At 53.0% G+C, this 15,257-nt stretch carries 11 protein-coding genes and 1 pseudogene; 5 read left to right on the top strand and 7 right to left on the bottom strand.

Going from position 1 to position 15,257, the window contains the following annotated elements:
• Together KOR42_RS24325 and KOR42_RS24320 are read left to right on the top strand one after the other, a co-directional pair.
• Positions 1-200, top strand: a pseudogene (locus KOR42_RS24325) (hypothetical protein); the annotation flags it as partial.
• Between the two features lie 202 nt (positions 201-402).
• The gene (locus KOR42_RS24320; protein ID WP_146512432.1) at positions 403-744 is read left to right on the top strand and encodes a hypothetical protein; all 342 of its coding nucleotides are present in this window, start codon (positions 403-405) and stop codon (positions 742-744) included.
• A gap of 141 nt (positions 745-885) precedes the next feature.
• Here the strand turns inward: KOR42_RS24320 and KOR42_RS24315 are convergent, their stop codons facing one another.
• On the bottom strand, positions 886-2,025 hold the full coding sequence (locus KOR42_RS24315; protein ID WP_146512431.1) for a trans-sulfuration enzyme family protein: 1,140 nt from the start codon (positions 2,023-2,025) through the stop codon (positions 886-888).
• A gap of 194 nt (positions 2,026-2,219) precedes the next feature.
• Between KOR42_RS24315 and KOR42_RS24310 the strand changes: the two genes are divergently transcribed.
• The gene (locus tag KOR42_RS24310; protein ID WP_197441543.1) at positions 2,220-7,715 is read left to right on the top strand and encodes a PVC-type heme-binding CxxCH protein; all 5,496 of its coding nucleotides are present in this window, start codon (positions 2,220-2,222) and stop codon (positions 7,713-7,715) included.
• Between the two features lie 521 nt (positions 7,716-8,236).
• Here KOR42_RS24310 and KOR42_RS24300 read toward each other — a convergent pair.
• The 3 genes from KOR42_RS24300 to KOR42_RS24290 all read right to left on the bottom strand — a co-directional run bounded on the left by KOR42_RS24300 (position 8,237) and on the right by KOR42_RS24290 (position 10,505).
• Positions 8,237-8,575 carry a P-II family nitrogen regulator gene (locus tag KOR42_RS24300; RefSeq protein WP_146512430.1) on the bottom strand — a complete coding sequence of 113 codons (339 nt, stop codon included), beginning with the start codon at positions 8,573-8,575 and terminating at the stop codon, positions 8,237-8,239.
• Positions 8,576-8,732: 157 nt separating this feature from the next.
• Positions 8,733-9,071, bottom strand: a complete 339-nt coding sequence (locus KOR42_RS24295; RefSeq protein WP_146512429.1) for a P-II family nitrogen regulator — start codon at positions 9,069-9,071, stop codon at positions 8,733-8,735.
• Positions 9,072-9,167: 96 nt separating this feature from the next.
• A complete protein-coding gene (locus tag KOR42_RS24290; RefSeq protein WP_146512428.1) occupies positions 9,168-10,505 on the bottom strand; it encodes an ammonium transporter in 1,338 nt (445 codons plus the stop codon).
• Positions 10,506-10,790: 285 nt separating this feature from the next.
• Between KOR42_RS24290 and KOR42_RS24285 the strand changes: the two genes are divergently transcribed.
• On the top strand, positions 10,791-12,173 hold the full coding sequence (locus KOR42_RS24285; RefSeq protein ID WP_146512427.1) for an MFS transporter: 1,383 nt from the start codon (positions 10,791-10,793) through the stop codon (positions 12,171-12,173).
• A gap of 58 nt (positions 12,174-12,231) precedes the next feature.
• Here the strand turns inward: KOR42_RS24285 and KOR42_RS24280 are convergent, their stop codons facing one another.
• Complete coding sequence (locus KOR42_RS24280) at positions 12,232-12,867, bottom strand: adenylate kinase family protein (protein ID WP_146512426.1); 636 nt, start codon at positions 12,865-12,867, stop codon at positions 12,232-12,234.
• A 533-nt stretch (positions 12,868-13,400) separates the two neighbouring features.
• Here KOR42_RS24280 and KOR42_RS24275 point away from each other — a divergent pair.
• Positions 13,401-14,075: a hypothetical protein gene (locus KOR42_RS24275; RefSeq protein WP_146512425.1), complete on the top strand. Its 675-nt coding sequence runs from the start codon at positions 13,401-13,403 to the stop codon at positions 14,073-14,075.
• Between the two features lie 167 nt (positions 14,076-14,242).
• On the opposite strand, the gene rpiA is transcribed toward KOR42_RS24275, so the two are convergent.
• Positions 14,243-14,932, bottom strand: coding sequence for a ribose-5-phosphate isomerase RpiA (gene rpiA / locus KOR42_RS24270; RefSeq protein WP_146512424.1), 690 nt, complete (start codon positions 14,930-14,932; stop codon positions 14,243-14,245).
• A gap of 163 nt (positions 14,933-15,095) precedes the next feature.
• Positions 15,096-15,257 (bottom strand): integrase core domain-containing protein, encoded by a 162-nt coding sequence (locus tag KOR42_RS27990; protein WP_390620856.1) that lies wholly within the window; start codon positions 15,255-15,257, stop codon positions 15,096-15,098.

Below are 15,257 nucleotides of genomic sequence, written 5' to 3'. Positions count from 1 at the left end.
ACGGTAAGCTGAATGGCGAGTACCGCTCACAGATGACCAGGACAGAACTCGAAACAAAAGGATACGGCAGACGCTGGCTTGTGGAATCATTCATGAGCGGATTGAAGCGAACCACAGGTGCCGCACTCTCAGCCAGAAGCGAGAAAGCCCTGTTCGTCGAAGCCGCCCTCAAAGTCCTCGCCTACGCCCTGAGGCGTTAGCCCACGATCAAAACCTGTGATTTGTTTTCAACACAGCAAAATCACTCCTGACTCAACATTTCATAAAGTGACGTCAACTTCTCCTGAAATACAGGTCCTTGGCAGCGACGGGAATATCATTTCTGACACTCGACGGTCTCGAGTATCACAACTGTTCAGCGATGTAGAGGAAGTCGCCAAGGCAGCCGAACGGGACGACTTGATGTTGAGCCTGATCCAGAGCTACGAAGGTGCTTTGCTTCACCCAGACGATGAAATCGTCTACCTGTACGAAATTCGAGATGCGCTGAGTAAGCGTTTCGGCGGAGAGAAACGAATGATAGCGAAACTCGAAATCGACGGAGGTGGACCATCCGACTTTAAATGGACTAATTTCAAGGAACTTGCAAACGCTCAACCGATTAAACAAGGTCGTCATCGCGGAAATCACCATGGCTGTTTGCGTGACGCAACTCAATCGGAATTATCTAACGCCCGAAACTTTGCGTTGCATTTAATCAGATCGTATTTGCACTATTTGAACCAACAGGCCGACGATCAATGAGAAGTAGGTGCAGTCCACTGGTCGAGTTCATTGATCGCGGCACGACGAAATCAAAATAGTACGTGGAGATTTCACAGCCTGGATTTCCACCGAATCCAAGCTGTTTTTCTCTAAAGGTGCCGGTACTGACATGAAACTCGGCTAAGCGTCCAAAGCGTTTCGCATGTCGGCGACGAGGTCTTCGGGAGATTCGATCCCGACGGAGACGCGGATGGTTCGGTCGCTGATGCCAGCTTCGCGGCGGGCTTCTGCGGTCATTGAGGCATGACTCATCGTTTCTGGATATTCGATGAGTGACTCAACGCCTCCGAGCGACTCGGCGAGTTGGAACAGTTTGAGATTCTTGAAGACTTTTTCAGCGAAGGCACGGTCTTCAGCAACGTCGAAGCTGAGCATGGCTCCGAAACCGTCCTGCTGGGATTTGGCCAGTTCATGCTGGGGATGCGACTCCAGCCCAGGATAATAGACCTTCTGAACTTTAGGGTGCTCATCGAGCATTCTTGCCAGCGCCATCGCTCCGCGCTGATGTGCTTCCATGCGTGGCCCGAGGGTCTTCACTCCTCTAAGAACAAGCCACGCATCAAATGGTGAACAACCGAGCCCCATGGCGTTCACGATATACGAGACACGTTCCTGATGGTCTTCTTTTTTCGTGATGACTGCCCCGCCGACAACATCGGAATGTCCGTTGAGGTACTTCGTCGTCGAGTGAATCACGATATCGACGCCTTTCTCCAAGGGGCGTTGAAGATACGGAGAAAGGAATGTGTTGTCGGCGATCGAGATGAGATTGTTAGCGTGTGCGATTTTGGTAACCGCTTCGATATCGACGATATTCAGAAGTGGGTTGCTGGGAGTTTCGATCCAGATTGCCTTTGTCTCCGGAGTGATGGCCGCTTCGACTTGAGCGGGATCACGCATGTTCACAAACGAAAATTTGTAGCCCTGATTAGTGAAGACATCGGAGAACAGGCGATAAGTCCCGCCGTAAATGTCATTTCCTGCGATGATATGATCGCCAGGCTTGAAGAGAAACATCGAAGCTGTGATTGCCGCCATGCCTGTGCAGACCGCCCGGCAGTCGACTCCTCCTTCAAGAGCAGCGAGATTCTCTTCGAGACCCCGACGGGTCGGATTCCCGCTGCGCGTGTAGTCGTAACCCCGATTGGTTGTGAGATCGTCCCAATAGAAGGTCGATGTCGGGTAAATCGGCGTAATGCAACTATTGTAAGCGGAGTCCTTTTCGACTCCGGTATGAACGCAGCGAGTTTCGAATTTCATGCGTATCACCTTAGGTGGAATTCAAAGCGACAGAGTTTATCGGCTCAGACACTGCTGTCGAGTGTGGGAGACACATGAGGTCAAACGGAAGTTCGAGGAATCTGCGTGATGTGTTCTTTGTTTGGTTGTCGTCTACCGATCAAATCGAGATGATGCGTTTGTTGATTTTGACGAGGCTCGAAGAAAGACCCACTATGTTTACGCACCATTCTCGTTTTACTTTGGCAATCATCTGTCTCTCCGGGAGCGTTTTTGCACAGGTCAACGAACCACTGAGAAGACCTGGAATTCTTCCGAAAGGGGAAGATGGACGGACTCTCAATTTGAATTTCGAAGCCGGTGACCTCCGAGACTGGACAGCCTCGGGAACCGCCTGGACCGATCAGCCGGTCAAAGGAGGAATCGATCAGAACCGGGAGTTCGGTGGCGGGAAGAAGAGCCAGCACACCGGCGAATACTGGCTCGGAGGCTATGAAAAGCACGGAGATCCCCCCAAAGGGACGCTCACTTCGGTTCCTTTCAAAGTGACGCACAACTGGTGCAGTTTTCTGGTCGGCGGAGGCAGTCATCCGGAAACTCGCGTCGAACTGCTTCTCGCAGACGATCAGAAGGTGTTTTACCGGATTTCCGGACGCAATCGCGAAGAATTGCAGCCTGCGGTCGTCAATCTTGCCTCTCATGTCGGGAAGATGATTCAGATCCGAATCGTCGACGAAAACTCGACAGGCTGGGGGCACGTCAACTTCGACGACTTCCGGTTTTACGCTCAACGGCCGCGTTTTGAGCTTCCCGTTCTGACTCCCGCTCCACGCGTTCAACTCGGGGAAATTTACCCGTTCGAAAACCTCTCCGGTGCAATTGCGGCTGAGAAAATGATCGTTCCTGACGGCTTCCGCGTTCAGCTCGCCGCTGAAGAACCGGATGTCATGCAGCCCATCGCGATGGCCATCGACGATCGGGGCAGGCTTTGGATTGCAGAAGCTTATGAATACCCAACGCGAGCCAAACAAGGTGAAGGTCGAGATCGAATCATCATTCTGGAAGATACGAACCTTGATGGCGTGTTTGACTCTCGGAAAGTCTTCATCGAGGGATTGAACCTCGTCAGCGGAATTGAATTGGGATTCGGCGGCGTCTGGGTAGGAGCAGCACCGTACCTGATGTTCATTCCGGATCGCGACGGTGATGATGTCCCGGATACCGAAGATCCTGTGATCGCAAAAATTGCTCCGCCGGAGTCACTCCTGCAATTCCCGAAAGATATCCCAGCGGGAGCGACCGTCCTTCTGGACGGCTTCGGCTATGAAGACACGCATGAAACGCTGAACGCTTTCATTTGGGGGCCGGATGGCTGGCTTTACGGCTGCCACGGCGTCTTCACTCATTCACGAGTTGGAAAACCGGGAACTCCCGACGAAGCACGGCAACCTCTCAATGCGGGTGTCTGGCGATATCACCCAACCCGCCACATCTTCGAAGTGTACGCCCATGGATCAAGTAATCCCTGGGGAGTTGATTTCAATGAAGCAGGCGATGCCTTCATCACGGCCTGCGTGATTCCTCACCTGTATCACATCATTCCGGGGGCTCGCTATCAGCGGCAGGGAGGACAGCACTTCAACCCGCACACTTACGACGACATCAAAACGATCGCAAAACACCGGCACTTTGTCGGAAACCAATGGAACAACAACGACCGCGCCCGTTCCGATGATCTCGGAGGCGGCCACGCACACGCCGGAGCGATGATTTATCTCGGAGGACGAGAAGGATTTCCCGCTCCAGAATGGGAGACCTTGAAGAAATACGCACAGAAACCGGGTTGGCAGCTCCCAAGCGAGACCACTCAACAGGGATGGCCCGAAGAGTTTCACGGCAAGCTCTTCATGAACAATATTCACGGGAATCGAATCAATATCGATCAGCTGATCCCCGAAGGTTCCGGGTACGTCGGGGATCGATATCCTGACTTCCTGCTGACTCAGGACAAGTGGTCACAGATGATTTACATGACATACGGTCCGGACGGGCAAATGTATGTCATCGACTGGTACGACCAGAATCAGTGCCATCGGGTCGAAGAAGGGGCTCACGATCGCAGCAATGGACGAGTATTCCGTGTCAGCTACGGAAACGCTTCGCCGGTCAAACTCAACCTGAAAGATGTCGAGTCAAAGGACTTGATCACTCTGGCGCTTGTTTCCGAAAACGAATGGTTTGCCCGCCGTGCAAATCGGATTCTGCAGGAACGTCGCTGGTCCGGAGAACTCTCAGACGAAGACGCCATCGCTGCTGCGAAGAAGATCTTGTCCGAAAATGCTGAGTTGCCGGAAATGCCACGCCGTTATCGGCTGGTCAACTCGCTTGTCGGTGTCGAATTCTTCCTCGATCCGAAGTACGTCTCTCAACCGTCGAATGATCAGCAAGTCGAGGAACTCGTCTCGCGAATTGGAGTCGACGGAACCAATTCGATCCTTCGCATGCTCGTCGGGACGAAAGACTTCTCGCCACAAATTCTCAGCAATCTGACTGCCCTCGCCCGCTCAAACGAACCGGGCGCGGACCGGATTCGATTGAATCTCGCATCAATCGCGCAATCGATGGCATTCGCGGATCGATGGCAACTCCTTGAAGCACTCACATCACATCCGGAAGACGCTGCCGATCACAATCTGCCGCTCATGTACTGGTACGCGATGGAGCCGCTCGCGGACGTCAATCCGCAGCGGGCACTGGCATTGGCGATGTCATCCGGTGAAAACATTCCCCTGCTCCGAGAGTTCATGATCCGTCGCCTCGGCAGCGGAAACACTGAAGATTCACTGAAGCTGCTGGTCGATGGGCTTTCGACTGCAAAGGACGATGTCGTTCGACTTACCTTCCTGAAGGGAATTCGAGGAGCTGTCGCAGGACGAGAAGAGATTTCCTTGCCGGAAGCTTGGGATTCGGTTTACGAACAACTCACAAAACCGGAATCGACCGATCGTCACTTCGACGTTTACCTTTATGCACTCGGACTCGGATCGCGATTCGGAAATGAATCCGCAGCGAGTGCCCTGAAATCGCTCGTGATCGATGAATCTGGCCCCTACGAAGAACGAAAAGTTGCGTTCACATTCCTCGTCGAGAATGATTCGCCGGAGCTGCCGTCCATCATCAGTCAACTCCTTTCCGGGACGACACTGAGAGCGGAGGCACTTCGGGCTGCAGCGACAATCGACGACGCAGAAATCGCGCAAGCCATTGTTTCGAACTACAAAGCATGGAGCGCGGACGAGCAAATCGACGCGAGAAATACCCTTGCGAGCCGTGTCTCTTATGCCGTCGAACTCTTGAAAGCTGCCGATTCGGGAAAGATTCCGAAACAGGATCTCTCCGCGGACTTGATCCGACAATTGAGAAATCTCGACCACCCGGAAGTTGTCGATCTTCTGCAGAAAGTTTGGGGAGTGGTCAGAGACAGCGACGTCGACCGGAAGGCACTCATCGCTGAGTATCTCAAACTCGTTCAGTCGAGCGCAGCGGAATCTCCCGACCCGAATCTGGGGCGAGCCGTCTTCGCGAAAACGTGCCAGCAGTGCCACACACTGTATGGAGTCGGAGGCAAAGTCGGCCCGGACATCACGGGGGCGAATCGAAAGGATCTGAATTACCTTTTGTCCAACGTCCTCGATCCATCATCCGTGATGGCCAAAGAGTATCAGCCCAATATCGTCGCGACCGAGTCGGGACGAATCGTGACGGGGATTGTGAAAGAAGAGAGTGACACTCTGCTCACGCTGCAGACCGCGAACGAACTCGTTGTTATTCCCGTCAACGAAATCGAAGCTCGAAAGCAGAGCCCGTTGTCGATGATGCCCGATGATCTCCTCAAAAATCTTTCCGAACACGAAGTTCGGTCGTTGATCGCTTATTTGTCGGGGACTCAACAAGTTGCGATGCAGGCAACCGATGCGAACCTCAACCGGTTCTTCAATGGCGTCGACCTCAGCGGCTGGATCACAACACGTCAGGAAGACCAGCCACTCTGGACTGTTGAAAACGGAGAAATCGTCGGTCGGTCATCAGGACTTCGGCACAACGCCTTCCTTGTCAGCGACTTGAAGCTCTCCAACTTCGAATTCAACTGCGAAGTGAAGCTGATCGACAATGTCGGCAACAGTGGAATTCAGTTTCGTAGCCAACCGCTGCCTGACGGCGAGATGAAAGGCTATCAAGCCGACATCGGCGTCGGCTGGTGGGGAAAACTCTACGAAGAACGTGGACGGGCATTACTCGTCGATCAGGACAACGCGTCCCTCGTCCGATCCGGAGAGTGGAATCAATACACCATTCGTGCTGTTGGTCCGCGAGTTCAAGCTTTCCTGAATGGAACGAAAGTCTTTGACATTGTCGATCCGGCCGGGGCAGACGCGGGACAAATCGCACTTCAGCTTCATTCCGGCGGCCCGATGGAAATCCGGTTCCGCGACCTCAGCGTGAAATTGCTCGAGCCGGTTCCTCCGTTTGCAGAAAACGGAGCACAGGTCAGCCAATGGCCCGCATCGATGAGTGGTTCCGGTGAGGCGAAAATCACATGGAAGAAATACGTTCTGGATGATCTGTTTCGCAGCGAAGGCTCTGCAATTGGCGACTTTGACAATGACGGACAGATCGACGTCGTGGGAGGAAGCCAGTGGTACAAATTGAGCTTTGATGATGGAGAGTTTCAGGGATCCGAACCGCAACCGATTGTTGCCCCTGTGGAAGAATTCGACCCGAAAGGGTACAGCAACACCTTCTGCAACTTTGCGATGGATGTGAATGGCGACGGCTGGGTGGATCTTGTTGTCGTCGACTTCCCCGGAAAACCGACGTGGTGGTTTGAGAATCCTGGCAATGCTGAAGAGGCGACGTCATGGACCAAACATGAAATCACTCCCGTGACGAATAACGAGAGTCCGCAACTCCTCGACTTGACTGGAGACGGAATTCGTGAACTCTTGTGCGGCTTCGACGAGCGAGTCATGGGATTCGCGAGCCCGAAGTCTCTCCCCAACGCCCAGTGGAAAATCAATGTGGTTTCCGATCCAGGAGCCCCTGGCACGGACAGATTTTCTCACGGAATCGGTGCGGGTGATGTCAACAACGATGGCTGGAACGATATCCTGATCACCGAAGGCTGGTGGGAAGCTCCAGAAGGTTACGCAACTGACCTTCCCTGGCACTGGCACCCTGCCCCGTTTGGTCCTGCCTGCTCGCAAATGTATGTCTACGACTTCGATGGAGACGGCGACAACGATGTTCTTTCTTCGTCAGCACATGAATTTGGAATCTGGTGGAGAGAAAACCTCGGACCGGGGGACGATGGAGAAATTCGCTGGGAAACACACCTCATCGACGAATCATTTTCGCAGACGCACTCGCTCGTGCTGGCGGATGTGAACGGTGATGGTTTGCCTGACCTTGTGACCGGAAAACGTCACTGGGCCCATGGGGGGCACGACCCGGGCGGAAACGATCCCGCTGTCGTTTACTGGTTCGAACTCCAGCAAGTCGACGGAAAGCCGGTTTGGACGAAGCACCAGATAGACGATAACTCCGGAGTTGGAACGCAATTCGACGTCGCTGATGTGAACGGAGACGGCCTCCTTGACATCGCAACCTCAAACAAAAAAGGAACGTTCCTGTTTATTCAATCTCGCGAGTAGATCCTTTTCGCGGTTCGACTGAACTCGAGACGTCTTGACCCGTTGGTCAACTTGTGAACAAACTCGCTTGGGGAGAGTGCATTGCATTCCCTGAGCGAGTTTTTCTCTTTGATCACAGCAATCTGCCAGCACTGGAGCGGGAAGTAAAAGATTCAACGGCTTACCACAGCGACGAAAGACGTTCGCCAGCCATTCAGAAGCGACTTCTGACATCTGAAACAGCTCGTAATAAAAAATGGCGCTTCGGAGACCGAAGCGCCATCAAGAAATAGATCGTTGGAAGACGACTGTCAGGAATGAGGACGGGAAACAACTTGAATCCCGCTCTCCATCATGACACTCCGCGTGGGACTGTCTCAGAGACTCGTGTGAACGGGATTCGATCGTTGCTTGCCGATCGATTTCGCTCAGACGAGTTCACGGAGAACAGCGCGCGAACATCTTCTGTCGTGGTCCTGCATCCGGGCGAAATCGGTTTGAAAGTCTGTCTTCTCAGCGATTCCCCGTTGTCAGGATCACACTCAAATTGCTTCTGCTCCGGATTCACCGGTTCGAATACGAATCACTTCGGCAACTGGCGAGACGAAAATTTTCCCGTCTCCAACTCGCCCGGTTTTGGCCGCTTCGGTAATTGCGCTGATGGCATCCTGAACAACGGAGTCATCAACCACAATTTCCAGTTTCAGTTTCGGCAGGAAGTCGACGGTGTACTCCGCTCCCCGATACTGTTCTTTGTGGCCGCGCTGACGTCCGAAACCGCGCACCTCACACACCGTCATTCCGACGATGTTTTTCTCGGTGAGGGCTGCTTTGACGTCTTCAAGTTTGTAATGGCGAATGATCGCTTCAATTTTCTGCATATTCCGATTCCTGAGTTATGACGAACTTCAGTCCGCTGACGGAATTCGTACGGAACTCCCATCGAGCCTGCATCTGTTCGAACTTTCCGTCCACCATCATACGCAATCAGAAAACCTGAAGGTATCTCGCCTTCTGATTCGCTGTTTGCCCACATGATTAGAGAGATTCACTTCCAGTTTCACCAGTACGAATACGGACAGCTTCTCCGAGGTCACTGACGAAGATTTTTCCGTCACCAATTTGGCCCGTTCGAGCTGTATTCAGAATTGCGTCGACAACCTTTTGAGATTCGTCGTCGTCCACAATCAGTTCGATTTTCACTTTGGGGACAAAATCTACGGTGTATTCAGCACCGCGATATTGTTCCTTGTGGCCTTTTTGGCGGCCGAATCCTCGGACCTCCGTCACAGTCATACCGGAAACACCGGCTTCAGTCAGTGCATCCTTGACCTCTTCAAGTTTGAAGTGCCGGATGACTGCTTCGATCTTTTTCATCGTACTTTCCTTGGTAAAACGTCTGGGAGTCAGGTCGAAACCGACGACTCACTCCCCGGCAATGTAATGATTCGATCCCGAATGGGAAGATGCGTGTTAAAGGAAAATGTATCCTTCTTCACCATGCTGAGTGAGATCGAGTCCTTGAAGTTCTTCATCTTGAGTGACACGCAACCCCATGACGGCATCGAGAACCTTGAGGATGATAAATGATCCCACAATTCCCAATGCTGCAGCTGCGAGAATGCTGACGGATTGATTCACCATCTGCCAGGCATTTCCTTCCAGCCAGCCGTATCGCTCCCCCGTAATATCCTTGGTTGCGAAGACTCCCACGAGGAGTGCACCAAGAGTTCCACCGACTCCATGAACACCAAAGGCGTCGAGAGAGTCGTCGTATCCGAATGTGTTCTTCAGTTTTGTGCATGCGAGGAAACAAACATATCCAGCTGCGAGGCCGAGCAAAATTCCCTGCATCGGATTCACAGCTCCTGCTGCTGGCGTAATGCAAACCAGTCCCGCCACAGCCCCGGAGCAGCCACCCAATACACTGGGACGACCATGCTGAATCCATTCGGCTACGGACCAGGCGACGACACCTGCAGCAGCTGCCATGTGAGTTGCCACGAAGGCGTTCACAGCCAGAGCATTCGCTGCGAGGGCACTCCCCGCGTTGAATCCAAACCAGCCGACCCACAACAGGGCAGCGCCGATACATGTGTAAGTCAAATTATGAGGTGGCATCGGTTCCTGCCCGAATCCGAGCCGTTTTCCAATCAGAATCGAACAGACCAGCGCCGACATTCCGGAGCTGATATGAACAACTGTTCCGCCTGCGAAATCGAGGGCGGGAAAACTGGCCTTCTCATTCCATTCACACAGCCACCCCGAATCTGCCCAGACCCAGTGGGCGATTGGACAATAAACGAAGATTCCCCAAAGAAGCGAATAAACGCACATCGTGCTGAATTTCATTCGTTCAGCGAAGGCCCCGCAAATCAAAGCTGGCGTGATGATGAAAAACATTCCCTGAAAGACAGCGAAGATCATACCATCGACTGATGCATCCATAGAGAGTTCTGCACTCGGCATGACCCCCTTCAAAAACAAGTGATCGAAATTTCCGACATAAGGATTTTCTCCACCAAAGGCGAAGCTGTAGCCACAAACTCCCCACACCACTGTCATCATCCCCATCAAGAAGACACATTGCATCATGACACTGAGGATGTTTTTCTTCCGAACCAGCCCGCCGTAAAAGAGAGCAAGGCCCGGTGCTGTCATCATGAGCACAAGTGCTGAGGATGTAAGCATCCACGCAATGTTTCCGGAGTCGAGGACGATCTCCTCTGTTTCCTGAGCATAGGTCGTGTTTGTTAACAGTAGTAGAGAGCTGAGGAGAACGACAGTCCTCCCAAGAAGCCTTTTCTTCATCTGTAACCCCTTGAGCACTAAGAGATTATGGTGGTTAAAACGGGCGTTGGCGATTGATGAGGGGCGTTTCCTTCACGTTTCAAATTGAGAGGTGACGAATTCTCATCGAGAGTCAACTTCCCGACACGATGACAGAAAGCAACGCATGTGCCAAAAATGCCTGCACGGTGTGCTGATTGTGGAAGCGGCAAGAAGAGATCTTCGTCAGACTTTGCGAATCCGATCGCGTTCTGCCATATTGCGACGAATGCCGTCTCGTTGATTTGATCAGACAGGAACATAACTGTGAGCACCCCTTCCCCGAACACAGATTCCACTTCACAGAACCTCCGCTGGTACGAAGGAATCTCCCGCTATCAATGGCTCGTCTTGCTTATTGCGTCCCTTGGTTGGGTGTTCGACATTTTCGAGGGACAAATCTTCGTCGCGAGCATGCGAGACGCGATGCCGGCCCTTCTCGGAGTGACGGCGGACAATCCATCCGTTTCGAGATGGAATGACCTCGGATTCGGCAGCTTCTTGCTCGGAGGAGCGTTCGGCGGAGTCCTGTTTGGAATGTTGAGCGATCGCATCGGCAGATCGAAAACGATGATTCTGACGATTCTGTTCTACTCGATGTTTACCTGTCTAACGGCGTTTGCTCAGTCTGCATGGCAGATGGTGCTGCTTCGCTTCTTCGTCGCGATGGGCGTCGGAGGGGAATGGGCGGTCGCTTCCGCGATGGTAGCGGAAGTGATGCCGCAGCGATCACGGGCTGTGATGAGCTCCATTTTTCACGCATCGAGCGTCTTCGGGACACTTCTGGCCGCTGCAGCGGGTGCGTTCATTGTGACACTCGGGGAAAGTGCCTGGAGGTGGGGATTTGCGATTGGAGCGTTGCCCGCTCTCCTGACGCTTTGGATTCGCTGGTCTCTCCACGAACCGGAACAGTGGGTGAAAGCTCGCCAGAGAGCCTCAGAAGATGCGACTCAGAAGACCGGACGTTTGTCTGAGCTATTTCACGGTCAAAACTTGAGAAACACGCTTGTCGGCGTCAGTCTCGCCTCGATCGGGCTCGTGACATTCTGGGGAGCACATATTTATGGAAAGAATGCTCTGCTGCGACATGCACAAGCGACGGCGATCGTCGAAGAGGGATTGGACCCGGCCACAGCCGACAAGGAACAGAAGCAAATGGCTTTCGCTGCCCACAAGACAGCCATCAAGCAGTCTGAGATGCTCAGCATGGTCCTGAACACGATCGGCGGAGGCTTGGGGCTCGTCCTGTTCGGGGCGATCTCGAACCGCTTAGGACGCAAAGGGGCCTTCGCGCTGTATCATATTGTCGCGTTCATCATGGTCGTCTGGCTCTTCAAATTCCTGATTCCTCAGGGAGCCTCGGCGACAGTGCTTGCGTTCGTCCTTCCGGTGTTTGGCTTCTTCACGCTGGGAATGCACGCCGGGTATGCCGTTTACTTCCCGGAACTCTATCCAACTCGCCTTCGCGGAACAGGAGCCGGCTTCTGCTTCAATATGGGAAGACTCGCAACGGCAATCGCGTTCTTCGGTTTTGGAGCGACAACAATCACTGACGAGAACAAGGCGCTGATGCTGGCTCCACTCTACCTGGTGGGAGTTGGAATTCTGTTCTTCGCGAAAGAAACACGCGGCACTGAACTTATGGAGTAAGCTGCTCGACGAATTCCGGAGTGGTTGCTGAAACCTCTCCGGGAACGCTCGAACTCATTCAAACGAGTTCGAGCAAACGTCGGATCTCTTGTTGAATCGTGTCCGGAGGGGGCGTTCCATCGAGATCGAGCACCAGTTCTTTTCGGCGAAACAGCTCAAGAGCAGGCTCGGTTTTGGTGTGATACTCTTCAAGTCGCTCCGCCAGCGCTTCCGGCTTGTCATCGGGACGTGAGAGAAGTTCCCCGCCACAGACATCGCAGACATTTTCGATTTCGGGCCGATGAGAGATCAAGTTGAAGTCGAGCCCGCAGTCGCTGCAGAGTCGCCGGGAAAGAACGCGATCCCGAACGACTTCATCTGGAACCTCGATGTGAATAACCGCATCAATGTCGTAGCTCTCCAGAAAGAATAACGCTTGAGATTCGTTTCTGGGAAACCCGTCGAGAATGAATCCGTAGTTCCAGTCGTGCTGGTCGAGACGCTGACGGACAATATCTTCCACGACCTGATCGCCAACCAGGTTTCCCGCAGCCACGGTCCGCTTGACCTGGGCCCCCAGTTTGGTGTGGTTTTGAATGTGCCACCGAAAGATGTCGCCCACACTAATGTGAACGATGTCCAGCTTCTGTTTGAGCAATCTGGCTTGCGTCCCTTTTCCGCAGCCTTGAACACCCATGATGATGTATTTATGCATTCTTCGGTCACCCGCGCGATTCTGGTGTTCTGAAGGACTCGAGTTCGTCCAGTAAACTCTGAGCGATTCACAAACGAAAGCTAGCCGACCTTCGGGCTCGACTCAATTCCGAATGCCTCAGTTCGACATTCTCATCCGGCAACCGAGCGCTAAGTGCGTTTTTCTCATCTAAGAAGGCGACGTGTCGCAGCCAGTTCCTGCATCGCGCCCGTTTCACATTACGCAGCTTGGACATGAAGGCTCCAGTTGTAGGGATTGCGCCGATTGGAACGCCACTTGTCGGCACATTCCACACAATGTCGCGAACCTTCCCTTCTCTATCCGACCTCACCCGGAAAGTTGTTCCAGAGTTCGACGTCGATTGAGCGTTTGACCGCGATTGTGCGCGGATTAGGCGAACAGTTGTTGAGGGAACTTCTGGGAGTCCTGACGGTCACGTTAGTCATGTTGGCATGTGACGGATTCTGGAGCCAAGACCCAAACGCTCAACATGTTTCGACCGACCAAGAACTGCGGAGATAGGAGAGGTGAAAATGTTGCGTCAAGTGAAGCTTTTGGGTGTCTGCGTTGCCATGCTCTACGGGGGATTCAATGCCGAAGCCCAGGGAGGCTTCATCCTGTTCACGAGCAGAGCGGCTTTTGAAGCTGCGACCGGCGGGGTGCTAACTTTCGACAGCTATGAAGATGTGTTTGCCAAGTCAGACTCTATCAATCGACCAGGTTACGATTTTAACGAAACAGGGGGTTCTCCGAATCAGTTTCTCGACATGACTCAGGCTCAGTATGCAGCGTTCGGTATGGGCGCAGCAGTCACAGATGGAAATCGAGCAGCATCGTTTGTGAACGACGCTGGTAGCTTGATTACCTTCAACTTTGACACACCAATCAACGCGTTTGGTTTTGACCTGACGACACGAAACACGTCTCAACTGGTGAATTTCGGTGGAGACGTCAGCGGTTCGTTTACCACGAATAGTGGAAGCGCACCAACGTTCTTCGGAATCATTAACAAAGATGGTCCGATCAACAGCCTCACATTCGACGTCGGTGGAACAGGAACTGTCATCTTCGACAGCACTCTCCACGGAACGTCAGACTTAAGCTTGATTCCTGAACCAAGCAACTTCATCTTGCTCGGCATGGGAGTCCTTTGTGGCGGATTTGTGTTCTACGGAGCCAACCGCCGACGACTCGCGATGGATGTCTAATCGACTTCCGTCCTGAAACGAAAACTCACTGAATCCATTTCAGTAATGGGTTGGACACGGTGGTTTAACCTTTAGCGTTCATGGTGCAACAGAACGCTTCCAATCAGATCCTCGGTCATTCATTTGGCCGAGGATCTTTTTTTGTTCGGTGCAGGCCCTCGAGCAAATCAGCGACGATCGAAACGCTGAACTTCCGTCCCCTCCCCCATCAGTACGAACGAGGCCATTTCTAGGAACAGGCCATGTTCAACGATTCCGGGGAACGTCAACAACGACTGCAACTCGTGCGGGGCAGCAATCTGAGAAACCTGAAGGTCGACGATAAAGTTCTTCTCGTCTGTCACAAAAGGCTTCGAGTGATCATCCGATCGCATTCTCAAACGCGGAGACAACTGCAGTGCAGCGAACCGATTCATGAGTGGTTTCAGCCCGAAGGGGACGACTTCCACTGGAACCGGAAATCCCTGCAACGGGTTACTTCTCTTCTGCGAATCCGTGATAATGATGAGTTGCTTCGAGGCAGCTGCGACAATTTTCTCCCGCAACAACGCTCCCCCGCCACCTTTGATCAGATCGAGGTCATCGTTGAACCGGTCGGCTCCGTCGATTGTGATGTCAATTTCGGGTGACTCATCGAGCGTCGTGAGCGGAATCGAGGCTCTCTTGGCCAGTTGCTCGGATGCTGCTGATGTGGGAACTCCGACGATTTGAAGGCCCGATCGAACGCGCTCGCCAATCAGTTCGATCGCAATCGCTGACGTTGAGCCACTCCCCAGTCCGATCACCATGCCATCATGAATCATTGAGACCGCTGCTGCTGCAGCCAGTTGCTTTTCATTGCTCGCCGAAGAAGTCATGATTGCCGATCGCAGAACAGGAAAGGAAGAGTTTCGCTGGCAGTTTAAGCTCAGCAACTTTCGATGCAATACTCAACGGATTATTGTAACCTCACGAATCGGCAGAGATCCATGTGTTTCTGAAATGCCCCCGAAGTTTGAACCAGGCTTATGAGAGTTGGGGTTAGGTAAGTAAGTCAGTGTGCTGGAGTGGAGGAGAAGGTGGAGCCGTAGGCGGAACCTTCTCTGGAACGGAAGCACACTGAGTCGAAAATTCGGCAGGCGTCAACCCTCCAAGAGAGCTGTGCGGACGGCGGTGGTTGTAAGTCATCCGCCAGTCCTGAAT

Source organism: Thalassoglobus neptunius (genome assembly GCF_007859735.1).
Lineage (GTDB): Bacteria > Planctomycetota > Planctomycetia > Planctomycetales > Planctomycetaceae > Thalassoglobus > Thalassoglobus neptunius.
The sequence above is the reverse complement of the archived record's forward strand: the minus strand, read 5'-3'. Positions and strand labels throughout refer to the sequence as shown.

Bases quoted from the DNA above. Each gene is read 5' to 3' on its own strand.
- KOR42_RS24320 (WP_146512432.1), top strand. From the start codon at position 403: ATGTTGAGCCTGATCCAGAGCTACGAAGGTGCTTTGCTTCACCCAGAC.
- KOR42_RS24315 (WP_146512431.1), bottom strand. From the start codon at position 2,025: ATGAAATTCGAAACTCGCTGCGTTCATACCGGAGTCGAAAAGGACTCC.
- KOR42_RS24310 (WP_197441543.1), top strand. From the start codon at position 2,220: ATGTTTACGCACCATTCTCGTTTTACTTTGGCAATCATCTGTCTCTCC.
- KOR42_RS24300 (WP_146512430.1), bottom strand. From the start codon at position 8,575: ATGCAGAAAATTGAAGCGATCATTCGCCATTACAAACTTGAAGACGTC.
- KOR42_RS24295 (WP_146512429.1), bottom strand. From the start codon at position 9,071: ATGAAAAAGATCGAAGCAGTCATCCGGCACTTCAAACTTGAAGAGGTC.
- KOR42_RS24290 (WP_146512428.1), bottom strand. From the start codon at position 10,505: ATGAAGAAAAGGCTTCTTGGGAGGACTGTCGTTCTCCTCAGCTCTCTA.
- KOR42_RS24280 (WP_146512426.1), bottom strand. From the start codon at position 12,867: ATGCATAAATACATCATCATGGGTGTTCAAGGCTGCGGAAAAGGGACG.
- KOR42_RS24275 (WP_146512425.1), top strand. From the start codon at position 13,401: ATGTTGCGTCAAGTGAAGCTTTTGGGTGTCTGCGTTGCCATGCTCTAC.
- rpiA (WP_146512424.1), bottom strand. From the start codon at position 14,932: ATGACTTCTTCGGCGAGCAATGAAAAGCAACTGGCTGCAGCAGCAGCG.